We start from the raw sequence: 17,461 nt of genomic DNA, 5'->3' as shown, positions 1-17,461 counted from the left end.
CCCCGGACGGGCGCCGGCCGTCGCCGCCCGCGCGCACGGCGGCGGCACGGGGCGGCGGCGGACCGGGCCGCGGGCGGGCCGTCGCCGCGTCGAAGGCCCCGCGGCCGGGGTGCGGGTCGGGCGTGGTGCTCCGGGGGCCCGGGCTCATCGGGCCACCTCCTCGATCAGCTGCTGCCAGTCGTGCAGGAAGCGCTTCAGCCCGTACCGTTCGAGCGCGGCCCGGCGGGCCTGCCGGCCGTCGGCCTCGGCCGCGGCGGGGTCGTGCAGGTAGCGGCGGGCCGCCTCGGCCAGCTCCTCCGGCCGGGTGGAGAGCACCCCGGCACCGGGCGGTACCGCCCGCACCACCTCGGTCGTGGCGAGCGCCACCACGGGCAGGCCGAGGTGCATCGCCTCCAGCAGCGACAGCCCCAGGGACGTCCAGCGGACGGGGTGCAGGTAGACGCGGCGCCGCGCGAGTTCGGCGTGCAGGCGAGCCTGCGGCAGCTCGTACGTCCGGCAGCGCTCCCGGGCCAGGCCGAGGCGGCCGGCCAAGCCCTCGGTGCGCATGCCGAAGACGTCCAGCGGAGCGGCGTCCGACAGCGCGGGCAGCAGGTCGCAGCCGACGGTGCGCCCGCGCCGCACGGGCTCGTTGACGACCACGGCGGCCCGCTCCAGCTCGCCGGTGTACAGGTGGCCCGGGTCGACGACGCCGTGCTCCACGACGGTGGTCGGGGCCCGCCCGTTGTCCCAGAACAGCCGGTTGAAGTGGGTCACGTGGACGATCGGCACCCGGTCCTGGCCGGCCATCGGATGACGGGTGTCGGGGACGTCCCCGTGCGGGCTGTTGTGCTCCAGGTAGACGGCCGGCACGTCCCGCCCGGGCCGGCGCCCGAGCCAGCGCTCGGCGAGGTCCTGTTCGTGGGGGCGCTGGAGCACCACCAGGTCGACGTCCGTGCCGCGCAGCTCCTCGGGGGAGAGCTCGACGACGGAGGGCGGCCAGTCGAACGTCCGGGCCCGCCCGAGGCCGTCCGGCCCGCGGTCGGGCAGGACCGGGACGAGGTAGCGGTGCGGCCCCTGGACGAAGGCCGTCGTCCAGGACCCGTGCACGTGCCACAGCAGGATGTTCACGAAGCCTCCTCGGTACGGGGGAGCGGACCGTCGACGGCGCGGGCGGCCCCGGGCCCGGACCGGCGCGGCCCGGAACCGGGCAGGCGGGTTACTCCTCACCGGGCGCGGCAGCAGGACCAGCATCGGTGACCGGCCCGCGGGCCCGCGACCGGAGCCGGCGCCGCCGCGTTCCCGGTGACGGCGTCCGACCGGTGTCGCACCGCGCTACGGCGGCGGCCGCCGGCGCGTCGCGGCCCGCCGCCACTCGGGTGACCCCGGTCCGGGGACCGGTCCTTCGCCGGACGCGGTCGGGCACGGCCCGGCGGAGGGCGTCGGCGGCAGCTCCGGCCGACCCCGCAGAGAGCGCGTGGCCGGGCGGATTGCCGTGCGGCCGGACGGGCAAGCGCTCCGTACAGGCCGACGGACGCGGCAGCGACCCGTCGGCGTCGTCGCAGCGGTCAGGGCGGAGGGAGTCGGGCCATGCGTCTGAGAACCAGCGATCCGCACGGGCCCGGGTACCGGCGGAGGCGGCACGGCCGTGGCTTCCGCTACCTCGCCGCGGACGGCCGGCCGGTGGCCGAGGAGGAACTCGCCCGCCTCAGGGCCCTCGCCGTGCCGCCCGCGTGGACCGACGTGTGGATCTGTCCGCACGCCGACGGGCACCTGCAAGCCGTGGGCACCGACGCGGCCGGCCGCCGGCAGTACCTCTACCACCCGGCCTTCCGGGAGCAGCGCGACCGGGCGAAGCACGAGCACGTCGTGGACGTCGCGGGCTGCCTCCCCAAGCTCCGCGCCGCCGTCGAACGGGACCTGGCCGGCCGCGGACTGGGTCGTGAGCGCGTGCTGGCCTGCGGGGCCCGGCTGCTGGACCTCGGCCTCTTCCGCATCGGATCCGACGCCTACACCCGGGACAACGGCTCCTACGGCCTCACCACCGTCCTGCGCTCCCACGTCACCCTGGCGCGCGACGGGGTCCGCTTCGAGTACCCGGCCAAATCCGGCCGACAGCGGTTCGCCGTCCTCGCGGACCCGCAGGCCCGCGCCGCGGTCCGGTCCCTCCTGCGCAGCCGTCACCCGGGCGAGCGGCTCCTGGTCCACCGGCAGGGGCGGGGGTGGCGCGAGGTGCACGGGAGCGACCTCAACGAGTACCTGCGGGAGCTCGGCGGGACGGACATCACCGCCAAGGACTTCCGGACGTGGAACGCCACCGTCCTCGCCGCGGTCGGGCTCGCCGTCTCGCGCCGGGCCGCCGGCACGTCCGAGGCCGCCCGGAAGCGGGCGGTGGGGCGGGTGGTCAGGGAAGTGGCCGACTACCTGGGCAACACCCCCGCCGTCTGCCGGGCCTCGTACATCAACCCGCGGCTGATCGAACTGTTCGACGAAGGCGTGACCATCCCCCTCGACGACCTCGGGGTCGACGGTGGACCCGTCGCCACCCACGGACCGGTCGAGGACGCGGTCCGCGCGCTCCTGTCCGAGCCGGTGCCCTCGCCGGGCCGAGGGCCGGGTCGGAGAGCGCGGCCGCCCGCGCCGGACAGGGGCCCGCGGACGGCCCCCACCGCCGGTCGCGGCCCGCCGCCGACGGGCCGGAACAGCCGGCTGGCGTGCCCGGAAGGGCTGGGCCACACTGACCGGGAGGTGAGGCTCCGATGAGTTCGCTGCGCATTGCACTGGTGTCCGAAAGCGTCAGCCCCCTCGCACCGCCCGGTGGCGACGCGGACCCGCTGCGCGCCCACGTCGCGGCCCTGTCCCGGGCCCTCGCCCGCCGCGGCCACCAGGTCACCGTGCACACCAGGCGCGCCGACACCCGCCTCGGCGAGCACGTCCCGCTCTGCTCGGGCGTCCTGGTGCACCACGTCGGCGAGTGCCTGGCCCTCGGCACCTCCGAGGAGGACGTGCTGCGCGGCATGGCGGACTTCGGCGAGCGGCTCGCCGACTACTGGATCCACCACCCGCCGACGATCGCCCACGCGCACTTCTGGACCTCCGGGCTCGTCGCCCTGCCCGGCGCCCACTACCTGGGCGTCCCCCTGGTGCAGACCTTCCACGCCCTCGGCGGCGGCGCGGTACGGGGCCGTGACGACGGCCGTGACGACGGCCGGGGCGTGACCGCGTCCGGCCGGATCGCCATCGAGACCGCGGTGGGGCGGCAGGCCGACCGGGTCCTCGCGGGCTGCCAGGACGAGTTCGGCGCCCTGCGGGCGATGGGCGTCGCCGAGGAGCGGATCCGGCTCCTCCCGCGGGAGGGGGACCAGCCGGTGTCGCGCCGGTCGCCGGCGGCGGCCCGCCACGCCCGCGACCGGGCCGCCGCCTTCACCGAACTGGTCTACCGGGAGGCGCTGGGGGCCCGGTCGCCCCGCCGGGAGCACCCGTAGCGGGACGTCCGCAACCGTCCGGCAGCGAGCCGAGCACCGCCCTCCGTCGGGCCGGCCCTCAGGCCGCGACGGCGATCCGCTCCTCCGCGACGGCGACCCGCCCCTCCGCGGCCGCGGCCGTGACCGGCCCGGCCGATCGGCGTCGCGCGGCGGCGGCTCCGCCCACCGCCCCGCCGACCACCAGCCCGCCGGACAGCAGTGCGCCCCGGGCCCCCAGCGCCTGGATGGACCCCCCGAGCACGAGCGGTCCGGCGAGGCCCCACACGGTGCTGACGCTGCGCCAGGCGCCCAGGACCCGTCCGCGCAGGTGAGCCGGCGGGTCCGTCTGGAGGATCGTCGAGACCGCGGTGTCGCTCAGCGACTCCAGCACGGCCATCGGGACGACCAGCAGCGCGAGGAACAGGACGGTGGGGGAGAGCGCGGCGAAGCACTGGAGCACGCCGCCGGCCGCCGTCACGACGGCCACCAACCGCACGGAGGGGTTGCGCAGCCGTCCGGCCAGCACCGCCCCGGCGGTTCCGCCGACGGCCAGGACGGTGGCGATCACCCCGAACTCCTCCGCTCCGCCGTGCAGGGCGCCGCTGACCAGCGCGGCGAGCGTCAGGCCGTAGTTGCGGCCCAGCACCGAGCCCAGGCCGGTCAGACACGCCAGCGCGACCAGGCGGCGCCTGCTGCAGAAGAAGGCGATGCCGTCCCTGACGCCCTGCGCCGCGGCCGTCGGCTGCGGCGCGTCGGCCGTGACCGCGCCGGCGGCCGGCCGCAGGAACGGGATGACCGCCGCCACCAGGACGAAGGAGACGCCGTTGACCACGTACGCGCTCGCCATCCCGAACAGGGCGACGACGACGCCGGCCGACGCGGTGCCGGCCAGCCGTCCGACGCTGTGCACGACCGAGCCGACCGAGATCGCCGACGGGACGTCCTCCGGCGGCACGAGGTCGTTGCCCAGGAGGGCGCAGGCCGGGCCCTCGACCGTGGCGACGAGCCCGGTGAGGACGGCCAGCACCATCAGGGCCGGGACACTGAGCGCTCCGAAGGCCACCAGGGCCGCCGTGGCGAAGGCGATCACGGCCAGCACCGCCTGGCAGACGGTCGCCGTGAGCTTGCGCGGCCAGCGGTCGACCGCGGCTCCGCCCACGAGTCCGAGCAGCAGGCCGGGGGCGACCTGGAGGGCGAGCGACAGTCCGGTGACGGCGGCCGAGCCGGTCAGCTGGAGGACCAGGAGGTTCTGGACGGTCAGCTGCATCCAGGCGCCGACGTTCGAGACCAGGTTCGCCAGCGACCACCAGCGCATGCTGCGGTGGCGCAGGGAGCGCCACGGGGCGCGCGACCCGGACGGGGTGGCCGGGGGGACGGCGGGACTCGCGGCAGGACGGTCCGGGCCGCTTCGTTGGGCGGGGAGCAGGGAGTTCGGGGTCGCCGGCGACGCCTTGGTGGTGGGCAGCACGTCTCACATCTGGATCAGGTGGGCACGGGGAGGGCTCCGGGCGGACGGTCGCCGGGCGGGAGCCGGGCCGGCTCGGACGCGGGAGCGACGGAGCGGCGCCGTCCATCCTGACCGGTCGCGGCGGGATCCCGAACGACGATCGCGTCACACTGCCGGGGCGGGGAGCCGTCGCACCCGGCTTGACCAGCGGCGTCGCCGCTCGGTGGCGTCCGTCACACCGCGTCGGCCGGGGCGGTCGGCCCGGTGCGGTGTGACGCTCCGCGACCGGGCCGGTGCGGCCGGCCTCGCTCCGCCGTGGGGGAGCGCTACCCACCGTGCGGCGCGGGCTCAACCGACGTAGCGGCGCGCGGTCGACGACCGCTGGGGCTCCTCCAGCAGCCGTAGGGCCTGCTCGACCCGGTCCGGCAGCCGTCGGCGCTCTCGCAGGACCCAGGGCAGTCCGGCGGCGGCCTCGGCGAAGGCGCGGGCGGAGACGGCGTCGCGGGGGACGGTGCGCACCAGGTGGACGGTACGCCGCACCACGGTGGTGGGATGCCGCCGGAGCCAAGTCGTCCACAGGGTGTTCCGGATCCCGTGGCGGCGTCGCAGCGTCGGGTCGCGCAGCGGTGACGGCCGGTGGTGGACGGTGAGTTCGGCGGCGTAGACGAGCCACCAGCCCTTCGAGGCGAGGTCGTGGGCGAGGAGCTCCTCCTCGCCGCCCAGCCAGAGCCGCGGCGAGAAGCCGCCGACCGCCCGGAAGGCCGAGAGCCGGACGACGGTGGCTCCGGCCAGGAACGAGCCGAGGGCGGGGCCGGGCAGGCCTGCCGGGGCGGGCACGGGGGAGTCGCGCAGTTCGGCCACGATCGGGTCCTCGGTCGGCGGCAGGTCCGGCGCGGCAGGGTCCTCGACCACGATCCGGGCGGTGACGGTGGCGACGTCCGGATGGGCGTCCAACAGGTCGGCGGCGGCGCGCAGCGAGCCCGGTTCCCACCAGGTGTCGTCATCGCTGAAGGCCAGGTAGGGGCAGTCCAGCTCGCGGGCGGCCAGGTTGCGGCCGCAGGCGCCGAGGTTGCGGCCGGGGGTGAGCAGGCGGACCTCGGGGTATAGCCTGCGGACGGCGTCCGCACTGCCGTCGGCGGAGGCGTTGTCCACGACGACGACGGGCGGCCGCTCGGGCAGCAGGGCGAGCCGGCCGAGGGTGTGGAGGAGCTCGTCGCGGCGGTTGTGCGTGATGACGGCGACGGCGACGCGCTGGTCGGTCATCGGGCCGCCCCGTCGATCGCGCCGGCTTCCTCCAGACGGGCCACGGACTTCTCCACCTCCGGAGGGAGGGGCCTGCGCAGGGCGAGTGCGACGGGGATCCTGGGGAGCGCTCCGACCAGGGCCCGGGCGGCCTGGGGACTCCCCGCGGCCTCCCGCAGCAGGCCGGCGCTCTGCCGGGCCACGTGGGGCCACGGCCGGCGCAGCCAGCAGGTGAGCAGCTCGTTGCGGCGCATCCGCGCGACCCGTCCGGGCCGCGGGCCCGGGTCCGGGTGGTGGTGGGCGACGACCTGGGGGCAGTGGGCGACTCCCCAGCCCGCCGCGGCCAGGTCGAGGGCCAGCAGGGCCTCCTCCCCGCCGAAGTGCAGCACCGGGTGGAACCCTCCCACCTGAAGGAACGCGCTCCGGCGGACGACGCTCGCGCAGGCGAGGAAGCCCAGGACGGAAGGCCCCGGCAGATCGGGCGCCACCCCGAGCGGGGACGCGGAGAGCTGGTCGTCGATGGGGTCGGCCCGGCCGCCGGGCCCGACCCGGGTGGCCGCCGCGAGCAGCCCGAGCCGCTCGTGCCGGTCGAACAGCCCGGCCGCCAGGGACAGCGCCCCGGGCCGCCACCACGAGTCGTCGTCGCTGAAGGCGACGTAGGGGGTGCCGAGCTGCTCGACCCCCACGTTCCGGGCCACCGCGCCCCGGTTGCGGCGCAGGACGCGCACCGCCACGGCGGGGTGGCGCTCGCGTACGGCGGCGGCCGTGCCGTCGGTGGAGGCGTTGTCCAGGACGAGGACGGGCGGGGCCTCGGGCAGGCCCTGGAGCCGGTCGAGGGTGTGCAGCAGGCGTTCCCGGCGGTTGCGCGTGATGACCACCACGCCGACGCGGGGAGCGGGGTGCGGGCTCGTCATCGGTCGCCGTCACCCCCTTCGTGCGCCCAGGCGGGGAGGGCCCTCAGTTCGGACAGGACGTCCTCCGGACCGATCCGCAGCAGCCGTGGGTCGGGGGACTCGCCGTGCGCGTCGCCGGGCCGGTCGCCGTCGAGGCGCTCGGGCCGCCACAGGATCCGGTGGCGCTCGTCGGCGGGCGGTCCCCAGAGGCGGGGCGACACCGGGCCGAAGAGGGTGACCGAGGCGGTGCCGAGGGCCGTGGCGAGATGGGAGAGGCCGGTGTCCCCGGCGACCACGGCGCCCGCCTCGGCGACCAGCGCCGCCAGGGTCTCGAACGGCACGTCCGCGGCCCCGCCGAGGACGGATCCCGCGGGCAGGCCGGCGAGGGCGGCCACCTCCCGGGCGAGCTCCGCCTCGCCCGCGCCGGCGGTGACCACCACCGGTCGGCCGGAGCGGCGCAGTTCGCGGGCCACCGCGGCGAAGCGGGCGGCCGGCCACCGGCGGGCCCCCGCGTCGGCGCCCGGGTGCAGCACCACCGCTCCAGGAGCGGGGGAACGAACCGCCGGCCGCCGGATCAGCAGGTCGGCGGGGTCCGCGGGGATGCCGTGGGAGCGCAGCAGACGGCACCAGCGGTCCCGTTCGTGTTCGTCCGCGCGCCACCCGGCGCCGCGGGCCCCCCGTGCCGCGTAGCCGATGAGCCGCCGCGGCTCCAGGGCCCGCAGGAGTCCCAGGCTCTCCTCGCCGCAGCCGTGCAGGTCGACCGCCAGCGCCGGCGCCGGCCCGTCCCAGCGCAGGTCGCCCGGCACCTGGCGCCCGGTGGCGTCGGTGGCCAGCAGCCGGTCGACGCAGCCGGTGGCCGCCACCGCCGGGGCCAGGCGGCCGGGCGCCGCCAGGACCAGTTCGTGGCCGGGGTGGTGGCGGCGCAGTGCGCGCAGGGCCGGGATCCCGGTGAGCAGGTCGCCGAGGCCCAGCGCGCGCAGGACGAGCAGCCGTGGCCGGCCGTCGGCCGCGCTCACGGGCCCGCCCCCGCGGAGCCCGGCCCGCCGGTGCCGGCGGCGCCGACGCCGGCGGCCCGCCCCGCCGCCACGGGCGGCCCGTTCACGCGACCTCACCCGCCGGCCGGGCGCCGTCGGCCGGGGCCCGCCCGCCGGCGCGGCGGGCCAGCGCCGCGTCGAACGCCTCGCAGACCAGATGGAGGGCCATCAGGTGGACCTCCTGGACGGTGGCGGTCGCCTCGGAGGCGACGGCGAACGTCTCGTCGGCCCGCTCGGCGAGCGGGTTGGGTGCCGGGCCCGTCATCGCCCACACCCCGAGGCCCGACCTACGGCCGACGTCGGCGGCCCTGAGCAGGTTGCCGCTGCGCCCCGAGGTCGACATCAGGACCAGCACGTCGCCGGGCCTCCCGTGCGCGGCCACCTGGCGCGCGTACACCTCCTCGAAGCCGTAGTCGTTGCCGATCGCGGTCAGCGCGGAGGTCTCGGCGTGCAGGGCCAGCGCGGAGAACGCGGGGCGCTCCACGCGGTAGCGGCCGACGAGTTCGGCGGTGAGGTGCTGGGCCTGGGCGGCACTGCCGCCGTTGCCCGCGACGAGCAGGCGCCCACCGGCGGGCAGCAGGCCGGCCAGGGCCTGGCCCCAGCTGGTGAGCAGCGGAAGCTGTCCGCCGCGCAGGGCCCGCACCGCGTCCTCCAGCGCGGCGCAGTGCCGCTGGGCCTCGGCGAGGTCGTGCGCCGACTCGTGGAAGTGAGCGCTCATCACAGTCCTCCCGACGGTGCCGCGGTACGGGCCTGCGGATCGGGGGCCACGGGGTGGGGGCGCACCGCCTCCTGGTAGATCCGCTCGGTGCTCGCCGCGACCCGCTCCCAGCTGTAGGAGGCGAGGACGCGCCGGCGTCCGGCCGCCCCGAAGTCGCGGCGCAGCCGGTGGTCGCCGAGCAGCCTGGCGGCCGCGGCGGCCAGCGCCGCACCGGACCCGCTGGGCACCAGCAGGCCGGTCCGGCCGTCGGCGACCGTGTCGAGGTGCCCGCCGACCGCGGTGGCGACCACCGGCACGCCGCACGCCATCGCCTCCAGCGGGACGATGCCGAACGGCTCGTAGTGCGCGGGGCAGACCACGAGGTCGGCGCTGCGCAGGAGCGCCGGCATCCGGGTGTTGGGCACCCCGCCCAGCAGGACGAGCCGGTCGGCCACTCCGTGGTCGACGGCCAGCGCGCGCAGCCGCCGGCACTCCGGATCGGCGTCCAGGCGGTCGGCCGGGGGGCCGCCGGCGATCACCAACTCGGTGTCGGGCAGCCGGGCGAGCGCCTCCAGGGCGGTGGCACCGCCCTTGCGCGCGACGAGCCGTCCGACCATGAGCAGCCGGTGCGGTGCCGAGCGCGGTGCCACGTCGCCCTGCGGGCTGAACCGGTCGGGGTCGACACCGCACGGCACGATCCTGACCCGGTCGGTGGGTACGCCCATCGCGAGGAGCTCGGACACCTCGTCGCTGCAGGTGGCGATCACGCGGGTGGCGGTGCGGCCGAGGTGCGACTCCAGCCCGATCCGCTGGGCGGGGCTGCTGTCCTCGTGGCCCTGGTGGCGGCGTTTGACCGTACCGAGCGCGTGGTAGGTGTGGGCGACCGGTAGGCCCAGGTGCCGGGCTCCGCGCAGGGCGGCCAGCCCCGACATCCAGAAGTGCGAGTGCACGATGTCCGGTCTGCGGCGGGCCCAGTAGCGCGCCAGGTGATCCCCGAACTCGTCCATGTAGGGCAGGAGTCGGTCCTTGGGGACGGCGCGGGGCGGTCCGGCCGGCACGTGGTGGACGACGACGCCCGGGCGCATCGCGACCTCCTCGGGCGATCCGGCGCGGTCGCGCCGGGTGTGGACGACCACCCGGTGGCCCAGGTCGGCCAGGGCGCCGGCGAGTGCGGCGACGTGGACGTTCTGGCCTCCGGCGTCCACCCCGCCGAGCACGGCGAGCGGGCTGGCGTGTTCGGACACCAGGGCGACGGTCAGGGGCCGGTTCACCGCGTCACCTCCTCGGTCGGGCGGTCCCGGTCCGCCGGGAGCCGCCCCTCGGCGAACCCGGTCGTCCGGGAGCCGTGCACGTGCCTCAGCAGGGTGTTCATGAGCTCACCTTTCCGGTGCTCGGCCGGGCGGGCGGGAACTGCCCGCCCGGCACCGCTCCGTTCGTCAACCGGCCCACCGCCGCCGCGATCTGGGTGCCGGTCAGGGTGTCCAGGCAGGGATGGCCCTCGACGGGGCAGACCCTGGCCCGGCTCGCGGCGCACGGCGCGTCCTGCCGGCCCAGCAGCAGGTGCGGCACGCCGAACGGACGCCAGCGCTCGGCCGGCACGACCGGTGAGAACAGGCTCACGACCGGGGTGCCGACGGCGGCGGCCAGATGGGCCGGACCGGTGTTGCCGGCGACCACGGCGTCGGCCGCGGCCAGGACCGCCGACAGGCCCCTGAGGTCGGTGCGGCCGCCGAGGTCCAGGGCGTGCGCCCCCGCGACCTCGGCGGTGAGTTCCTTCTCCGCCGGGCCGCCGGTCACCACCACCCGCCGTCCGGAGTCCGCCAGGGCGCGCACGGCCGCCGCGAGCACCGCGGGACCGGCGGCGCGGGCGGGAACGGCCGCGCCGGGATGGACCACCACGTACGGGTCCGGACCGGTCAGGTGCCGCAGGTCGGGCGGCGGCAGCACCCGCAGCCGGCCGTCGTCGTGCGGGGGGAGCGGGAATCCGGCGGCCCGGGCCAGGTCGAGGGCCGCTTCGGCCTCGTGCCGGCCGGGCGCGCGCCGGTGGCGCAGATCGAGCAGCGAACCCGGGTAGTCCTCGCAGTCGGCGGCGATCCAGGCCACGCCGGCCAGCCGGAGCAGCAGGGCGGTGGGCAGCGGGCTCTGATGGAAGGACGTGAGCACGAGGGCGCGGTCGAAGCGCTGCCGGGCGAGGTCCGCCACGACCGCCCGGACGTCCTCGGCGTCCAGCGGGGGCGGGTCGAAGCCGACCCAGGGGGCCTCCCAGACGACCGTCCGGTCGACGCCGGGCAGCAGCTCGGCCGCCGCGGCGCCCCGGGGCCCGCAGAGCACGGCCACGTGCGCGGAGGAGCCGGCGACGGCCCGCACGGCGGGCCCGGCGAGCAGTACGTCGCCCGCGCTGTCGAGGCGTACGACGAGGGTCCTCGTCATGCGGCCCGCCCGGGGGGAAGGAGGTGGTGCAGCGCGGTCCCGACGGCGGCAACGAGATCGCTCGCGACGGTCCTCGCCGCAGCCGTCTCCTCGACGCGGGTGGCGGCGTTGGGCACCAGGACGGGGAACGCCCCGGCGGCCTCGGCCGCGGCGCCGTCGGAGCCGATGTCCCCGATGACGACCGCCCGCCGGGGCGGGACGCCCAGGACCCGGCAGGCGGCCAGCACCAGGCCGGGGGCCGGCTTGCGGCAGCGGCAGCCGTCCTCGGGGCCGTGCGGGCAGACGGCCCAGACGTCCACCGGTCCGAGCAGTTCCTCGACGCGCCGGTTCACCGCCTCGACCTGCTCCCGGGTCAGCAGACCGCGCGCCACCCCGGACTGGTTGCTCACGACGCCCACCAGGATCCCGGCCGACCGCAGGGCCGCGACGGCGTCGGCCGCGCCGGTCACCGGACGGACGGCGCCCGGATCACCGTTGTACGGCACGTCGTGGACGAGCGTCCCGTCGCGGTCGAAGAGCACGGCCGCACGTGGTGTCCCCGGACGGCCCGCGGCACCCGCGGACCCGGCCGTACGGATCCATGGCAGCAGGCCGTCCGGAGCCGGGCGCCCGGGCACGGGCCCGGCCGGCGCGGTGGAGTCGGTGGGAACGGTCATGGGGGGTGTCCTCCTCGGCTGCGCGCCTACGGGGATCAGTGGTGGGCCGGAACCGGTCGTCCGCCGCCGGCCCGGTGCGCGGACCCGGAGCCGGTGCCCGGCGCGGGCCGCCAGGGCGCCACGCGGCGGTGCCGCAGAAGGCCCGCGGCCCAGTGGTAGCCCGCGGCGGGCGGGATCGCCGCGCTGGTGAGCAGCATCGTCGCGATCTCGTCCGCGAGCCGCGGCCCGGGCGCGATCCTCGCCAGCGCGAACTCCCCGGTGCCCGCCAGCCAGAGCCCGGCGAGCGCGAGCGAGGCGCGGGGGCGGCGGGCCAGGGCGGCGACGGCGGCGCCGACCGCGCAGCCGGTGACCGCCAGGTGCCGGGGGAGCCGGCCGCGGGGGGCTCCGGCCCGATGCCACCAGTGCCGCCCGTGGAGGCGGTTCATCAGGACGTCGTCCGCGTTGCCCGCCTGCTGGCGCAGGGAGACCCAGCGGTCGGCCGGCCGGACGGGGTGCAGGGTGGTGCGCGCGCCCTGGGTGAGGTGCCAGCCCGCGTCGAGGACGCGCAGGGCCAGGTCGGCGTCCTCGCGGAAGGCCCTGCGGAAGCGCTCGTCGAAGCCGCCGACCTGCTCCAGGGCGGTGCGGCGGTACGCCATGTCCGCGGTGATCCACAACGATCTGGCGAGCCCGGCCGTCGACCGCTCCCAGTCGGTCGGCCGCCGGTCGTCGGGCAGCGGCACCACGATGGTGCCCTGGCTTCCGCCGGTGCGCCGCCCGCAGGCGGCGAGGTCGGCGGCGAGGTCGGCCGGCCAGGTCGGTCCGGGCACGGTGTCGTCGTCCAGGAAGGCGATCCACTCCTGTCCGACGCTCCGCCAGCCCGCGTTGCGGGCGGCCGCGGGGCCGTTCCCGCAACCCGCCACCACCGAGGTCCGGTCCCGGAGGGACGGCGGGACCTCGACGTCCAGCGGCCCGCAGTCGGTCAGCGGGCGGTCGTCCACCAGGACCACGCGTTCCGGTGCCGGCCCGCCGGCCCCGGCGAGGGCGGCGAGGGTGACGGACAGGCTCGGCCGACCGAGCGTGGGGATGACGACGGCGTACGAGGGGCCGGTGCCGTGCGTCATGCCCGGGCCTCCGACCGGTCCGGCCCCGCGAACAGGGCCCCTCGGCGGACGACGAACGGGCCGAGGGCGAGCAGGTCGACCGGCGCGGAGCCGAAGCACTCCAGGGCGTCCCGGACGTCGTCCACCATCGGGCGCCCCGCCGTGTTGAGGCTGGTGTTGACGACGACGGGGAGGCCGGTGAGCAGCTCGAACCGCTCCAGCATCCGTGCCGTCAGGGGGTCGTCCAGCGGATCGACGGTCTGGATCCGGGCCGTGCCGTCCACGTGGACCACGGCGGGGATCCGGTCGCGCCACGCGGGGGCGACCTCGTGGACGAACAGCATGTAGGGGCTCGGGTGCCGGCCGTTGAAGATCTTCTGCGCCCGGTCGGCGAGGACCATCGGCGCGACGGGCCGGAACTGCTCCCGCCCCTTGACGTCGTTCAGCCGTTCGAGGTTCGCGGCCCGGCCGGGGTGGGCGAGCAGTGAACGGTGCCCGAGCGCGCGCGGGCCGAATTCGGACCGGCCCTGGAACCACGCGACGATGCCGTCCGCGGCGAGCTCCCGGGCCACCTCGGCGGCGACGTCCTCCGGCCGTTCGTAGGGGACGGCGGCGCCGCGCAGCCAGTCCTCCAGTTCCCGGTCCGACCAGCCCCGGCCGAGGTCGGCGCCGGGCATCGGTTCCGGCTGGTCCCCGGCGGAGGCCGCGAGGTGCAGCGCGGCGCCCAGGGCGGTGCCCGCGTCGCCGGCGGCCGGTTGCACCCAGACCCGTTCGAACGGGCCCTCGGCGGCGATGCGGGAGTTCGCCACGCAGTTCAGGGCCACCCCGCCGGCCATCGTCAGCAACCGGTCGTGGGTGCGCCCGTGCAGCCAGCGGGCCAGGTCCAGCAGCACCTCTTCGAGCACCCGTTGCGCGGAGCAGGCGAGGTCGGCGTGGGCGGGAGTCCACTCCTGGCCGGGCCGCAGGGCCGGAGCGAACTCGGCCCACGGCACGCCGGCGGCGCGGAAGCCGCCGTCGCCGGTGGAGTGGACGTACCGGCGGAGTTCCGCCACCGAGGTCGGCGAGCCGTAGGAGGCCATCGCCATCACCTTGTACTCGTCCGAGGACCGGAGGAACCCCAGGTGCTGGGTCAGCTCCTCGTACACCAGGCCCATGGAGTGCGGGAGTTCCTGGGCCGCGAGCTGGTGCAGCCGCGGCCCCTCCCGGCGGGCGGCCAGGTGCGACGTCGCCTCGCCGCGGCCGTCGAGCACCAGGACCGAGGAGGGGTCGGTGTTCCCGTCGGCCGCGAACGCGGCGGACGCGGCGTGCGCGACGTGGTGCGGGACGAACCTGACCTTGGCGGGGTCCAGGCCGGGCAGCGCCTCGGCGAGGAAGCTCGGGGCCTCGCGGGCGTAGGTGAGGCGCACGTGGTCCCAGGGGTCGTCCAGGCCCAGCTGCTCGGCGGGCCGGGCGAGTGCAGGGTCGAAGGAGTAGCCCACCAGGTCGAGGTCGCCGGGGCGGATGCCCGCGTGGTCCAGGCACCAGCGGGCGGCCTGTTCGGGCAGCTCCCAGGCGGAGAAGGGCAGCGGACGCTTGCCGTGCTTGCGGCGGCTGAAACGTTCCTCCTCCGCCGCCGCCACCGTCCGCCCGTCGATGACGAGGGCGGCGGCAGGGTCGTGGAAGAGGGCGTTGATGCCGAGAATGCGCATGGTCATGACGGCCTTCCGGATCGGCGGCGGGCCCCGCACGTCAGGTGGAGGGTCGGGTCGGGGAGGACTGCTCAGGCCTCGGGGTGCTCGCGGAACCAGGCGATGGTGCGGGCGAGTCCCTCGCGGGCGGGCACCGTCGGTTCCCAGCGGAGCTTCCCGCGGGCCAGGGTGATGTCCGGGCACCTGACGGCGGGGTCGTCGGTGGGGCGCGCGATGAACTCCACCGTCGACGTGGAACCGGTGAGCTCGATGACGAGCCTCGCCAGGTCCAGCATGGTGATCTCGGTGTCGTTGCCGAGGTTCACCGGGCCGGCCAGCTCGGAGCGGGCCATGGCGAGGATGCCGTTCACGGTGTCGCTCACGTAGGTCAGGGAGCGGGTCTGGCTGCCGTCGCCGGTCACCGTCAGGGGCTCGCCGGTCAGCGCCTGGCGGATGAACGTCGGCACCGCCCGCCCGTCGTGGGACCTCATCCGGGGCCCGTAGGTGTTGAACAGGCGGACGATCGCGGTGTCCACCCCCTCGGCGGCGGACTCGGCCGTGGTCAGCGCCTCGGCGAACCGCTTCGCCTCGTCGTAGACGCTCCGCGGACCGACCGGGTTGACGTTGCCCCAGTAGGTCTCGCTCTGCGGGTGCTGCAGCGGATCGCCGTAGACCTCCGAGGTCGAGGTGAGCAGGAACCTCGCGCCGTGCCGCTGGGCCAGGGCCAGCGCGTTGCGGGTGCCCAGGCTGCCCGCGTCGAGGGTGTGGACCGGGAGCCGGAGGTAGTCGCTGGGCGAGGCGGGGGAGGCGAGGTGGAGGACGAGGTCCACGGGCCGGTCGATCTCCAGCCGGTCGGTGACGTCCGCCTCGCGGAGCTCGAAACCGGGGCGGCCCAGCAGGTGGCGCACGTTGGCCGGGGAACCGGTGCAGAAGTCGTCGACGCAGGTGACGGCATGGCCGAGCCGGACGAGTTCCGTGCACACGTGGGAACCCACGAAGCCGGCCCCTCCCGTCACGACGGCATGCATGTGGTCGGTCGGCAAGCTGCCCATGGAATTCCTTTCGGTCGTCGCGGACTTGCGGTCCGCGGTCCCCGGACCAGCTTTGGCGGACCTCGGCGCGTTCCGCCAGTCGGTCCGCCCGCGCCGCGGGCTCCGGCCCGCGCACCACCCGCCGCACCCGCGGGCTGCCGCCGCCCCGCCCGCCCTGCCGCCGCCCGGCGCGGCGGAAGGGCGCGGACGACCGCGGACGGACGGCCGCCGCCGGCCGGGCCGGTACTCCATCCGAACGAACCCCGCCCGTCCCGGCCGGGCCGCCGAGAACCTGGGGGCGATCCCCCCATACGGCCCCGGGCCGGCGTGCGCCCGGCCCGGGAACCACCGCGCACGACGGTGTCCCGCGGGGCCGCCGAGGACTTCCCCGGGCAGCGGGGAGGGGCCGCCTCGACCGTGGGCGGAATGCGGGGGCCGATCCCCCATGCGGCTCCAGCCGGGCGCGACCGATGCTCGAGGCCCAAGAGGACTCGCCGCGCCGATCGAGGAGCCGCTCCATGGGGAACGCCCTGTCCGTCTGCGTAGTCGCACTGGATCCCGTCCTGGAAGCGGGAGCCGCCAGCACCCTGGGCAACAGCCCGGAGGTCGCACTGGCGCTCCCGAACGAGCCCGCCCAGGTCGCCGTCGTGATCGTCGACCAGGTGGACCGCCCGGCCCTGGACCTGGTCACCACCACCCGTGAAAGGCTCCAGCGGCCCGAAGTCGTCCTGGTGGCCGCCGAACTGGACGCCGCCGACGCGCGCCAGGCGATCACCGCCGGGGTGGCCGGACTGCTGCGCCGCCGCGAAGTGACCGTCGACCGCCTGGTGCGCACCGTGCTCACCGCCGCGGGCGGCGACTGCACCATGTCCGCCGACCTGCTCGACGAACTGCTCGAACACCGGGAGGGCGGCGTCCGCCCGTACGCCGGCGGCCCGGGCCTCAGCGACCGGGAACGCACCGTGCTGCAACTGGTCGCGGACGGCCGGGAGACCGAGGAGATCGCCCGCGAACTGAACTACTCGGTGCGGACCGTGACGACCGTGCTGCGCGACATCACGCAGCGGTTCCGGCTGCGCAACCGCGCCCACGCCGTCGCCTTCGCGCTGCGCGGGGGCCTGCTGTGAGCGGCGCGGCGGTGGCCGAGGTTCCGGCCGGGCCCCTGACCGACGCCTCGTACCCGGCCGTGCCGGCCGACCGGGCACGGACCGGCGCGGGCCACCGGTTGCGCGCCCACCTCCGGGCCGCCGACCTCGCCGGGTACGAGGCCCTGGCCGGCGCGCTGAGACGGGCCGGCGTGGAACTGCTCGGCAGCCGCCCCGTCGACGGACCACCGGGCGCGGTCACGGTCGCCGTCGGCGGGACGGTCGAGGAGGCCCTCGGCATCTGCCCGCCGCCGGGAGGGCCCGGAGCCGGTTCCGGGGTGCTGCTGGTCGCCGAACGCTTCACCGCGGGCGGGGTGCTGCGGGCCGTGCGCTCCGGCGCCCGGACCATGTTGCGCGCCGGCGACACCGCCCCGCACCGGCTCGCCGCCGCCGTGCGCACCGCCCGGCACGGGGAGGGGATGATCCCGCAGGGCGTGGTGCTGCGGCTGTTCCCCACCGGGACGGAGGAGGCGGGCGCCCCGCGCCCCGGCACTCCGCTGACCGCCCGGCAGTCCCTGGTGCTCGCCCTGGTGGCGGAGGGCCACGACAACGCCGCGATCGCCCGGACGCTGTCCTGCTCCCAGCACACCGTGAAGAACGCCCTGTACGACCTGATGGCCCGGCTCCAGGTCCGCAACCGGGCCCACGCGGTGGCGCACGCCGTCCGGGCCGGGCTGATCTAGCACGGCCCCGGCCGGGC

The 17,461-nt window shown here is 77.1% G+C and carries 16 protein-coding genes; 4 read left to right on the top strand and 12 right to left on the bottom strand.

Annotation, left to right across the window (positions count from 1 at the left end; translation table 11 throughout):
• Window positions 1-144: 144 nt before the first annotated feature.
• Window positions 145-1,107: a glycosyltransferase gene (locus tag ACIQI7_RS13490; protein ID WP_401108580.1), complete on the bottom strand. Its 963-nt coding sequence runs from the start codon at window positions 1,105-1,107 to the stop codon at window positions 145-147.
• 459 nt (window positions 1,108-1,566) lie between these two features.
• Here ACIQI7_RS13490 and ACIQI7_RS13485 point away from each other — a divergent pair, with 459 nt between their 5' ends.
• Complete coding sequence (locus ACIQI7_RS13485; RefSeq protein WP_401108577.1) at window positions 1,567-2,739, top strand: DNA topoisomerase IB; 1,173 nt, start codon at window positions 1,567-1,569, stop codon at window positions 2,737-2,739.
• Window positions 2,736-3,461: a glycosyltransferase gene (locus ACIQI7_RS13480; protein WP_401108574.1), complete on the top strand. Its 726-nt coding sequence runs from the start codon at window positions 2,736-2,738 to the stop codon at window positions 3,459-3,461. The genes ACIQI7_RS13485 and ACIQI7_RS13480 overlap by 4 nt, the downstream gene beginning before the upstream one ends.
• 58 nt (window positions 3,462-3,519) lie before the next feature.
• Here ACIQI7_RS13480 and ACIQI7_RS13475 read toward each other — a convergent pair whose 3' ends face one another.
• From ACIQI7_RS13475 to ACIQI7_RS13425, 11 genes are all read right to left on the bottom strand, one after another.
• Complete coding sequence (locus tag ACIQI7_RS13475; RefSeq protein WP_401108571.1) at window positions 3,520-4,908, bottom strand: MFS transporter; 1,389 nt, start codon at window positions 4,906-4,908, stop codon at window positions 3,520-3,522.
• A 327-nt stretch (window positions 4,909-5,235) separates the two neighbouring features.
• Window positions 5,236-6,150 (bottom strand): glycosyltransferase family 2 protein, encoded by a 915-nt coding sequence (locus ACIQI7_RS13470; RefSeq protein WP_401108568.1) that lies wholly within the window; start codon window positions 6,148-6,150, stop codon window positions 5,236-5,238.
• A complete protein-coding gene (locus ACIQI7_RS13465; protein WP_401108565.1) occupies window positions 6,147-7,043 on the bottom strand; it encodes a glycosyltransferase family 2 protein in 897 nt (298 codons plus the stop codon). Before ACIQI7_RS13465 ends, ACIQI7_RS13470 begins: the two co-directional genes overlap by 4 nt.
• Window positions 7,040-8,038 (bottom strand): glycosyltransferase family 9 protein, encoded by a 999-nt coding sequence (locus tag ACIQI7_RS13460; RefSeq protein ID WP_401108562.1) that lies wholly within the window; start codon window positions 8,036-8,038, stop codon window positions 7,040-7,042. The genes ACIQI7_RS13465 and ACIQI7_RS13460 overlap by 4 nt, the downstream gene beginning before the upstream one ends.
• An 82-nt stretch (window positions 8,039-8,120) precedes the next feature.
• Window positions 8,121-8,774, bottom strand: a complete 654-nt coding sequence (locus ACIQI7_RS13455; RefSeq protein WP_387747559.1) for an SIS domain-containing protein — start codon at window positions 8,772-8,774, stop codon at window positions 8,121-8,123.
• On the bottom strand, window positions 8,774-10,024 hold the full coding sequence (locus tag ACIQI7_RS13450) for a glycosyltransferase (RefSeq protein ID WP_401108560.1): 1,251 nt from the start codon (window positions 10,022-10,024) through the stop codon (window positions 8,774-8,776). The genes ACIQI7_RS13455 and ACIQI7_RS13450 overlap by 1 nt, the downstream gene beginning before the upstream one ends.
• 97 nt (window positions 10,025-10,121) lie before the next feature.
• Complete coding sequence (locus tag ACIQI7_RS13445) at window positions 10,122-11,183, bottom strand: glycosyltransferase family 9 protein (RefSeq protein ID WP_401108557.1); 1,062 nt, start codon at window positions 11,181-11,183, stop codon at window positions 10,122-10,124.
• Window positions 11,180-11,839 (bottom strand): D-glycero-alpha-D-manno-heptose-1,7-bisphosphate 7-phosphatase, encoded by a 660-nt coding sequence (locus ACIQI7_RS13440; protein WP_401108554.1) that lies wholly within the window; start codon window positions 11,837-11,839, stop codon window positions 11,180-11,182. Before ACIQI7_RS13440 ends, ACIQI7_RS13445 begins: the two co-directional genes overlap by 4 nt.
• 35 nt (window positions 11,840-11,874) lie before the next feature.
• On the bottom strand, window positions 11,875-12,939 hold the full coding sequence (locus ACIQI7_RS13435) for a glycosyltransferase family 2 protein (RefSeq protein ID WP_401108551.1): 1,065 nt from the start codon (window positions 12,937-12,939) through the stop codon (window positions 11,875-11,877).
• Window positions 12,936-14,606 (bottom strand): carbamoyltransferase, encoded by a 1,671-nt coding sequence (locus ACIQI7_RS13430; protein ID WP_401108866.1) that lies wholly within the window; start codon window positions 14,604-14,606, stop codon window positions 12,936-12,938. Before ACIQI7_RS13430 ends, ACIQI7_RS13435 begins: the two co-directional genes overlap by 4 nt.
• Window positions 14,607-14,677: 71 nt before the next feature.
• A complete protein-coding gene (locus ACIQI7_RS13425) occupies window positions 14,678-15,637 on the bottom strand; it encodes a UDP-glucuronic acid decarboxylase family protein (RefSeq protein ID WP_401108549.1) in 960 nt (319 codons plus the stop codon).
• A gap of 497 nt (window positions 15,638-16,134) precedes the next feature.
• Between ACIQI7_RS13425 and ACIQI7_RS13420 the strand changes: the two genes are divergently transcribed.
• A complete protein-coding gene (locus ACIQI7_RS13420) occupies window positions 16,135-16,743 on the top strand; it encodes a LuxR C-terminal-related transcriptional regulator (protein ID WP_401108547.1) in 609 nt (202 codons plus the stop codon).
• Between the two features lie 11 nt (window positions 16,744-16,754).
• Entirely contained in the window at window positions 16,755-17,444 is a 690-nt protein-coding gene (locus ACIQI7_RS13415; RefSeq protein ID WP_401108544.1) for a LuxR C-terminal-related transcriptional regulator, read from the top strand.
• Window positions 17,445-17,461 lie beyond the last annotated feature (17 nt).

Source organism: Kitasatospora sp. NPDC092039 (assembly GCF_044756065.1).
Lineage (GTDB): Bacteria > Actinomycetota > Actinomycetes > Streptomycetales > Streptomycetaceae > Kitasatospora.
The sequence above is the reverse complement of the archived record's forward strand: the minus strand, read 5'-3'. Positions and strand labels throughout refer to the sequence as shown.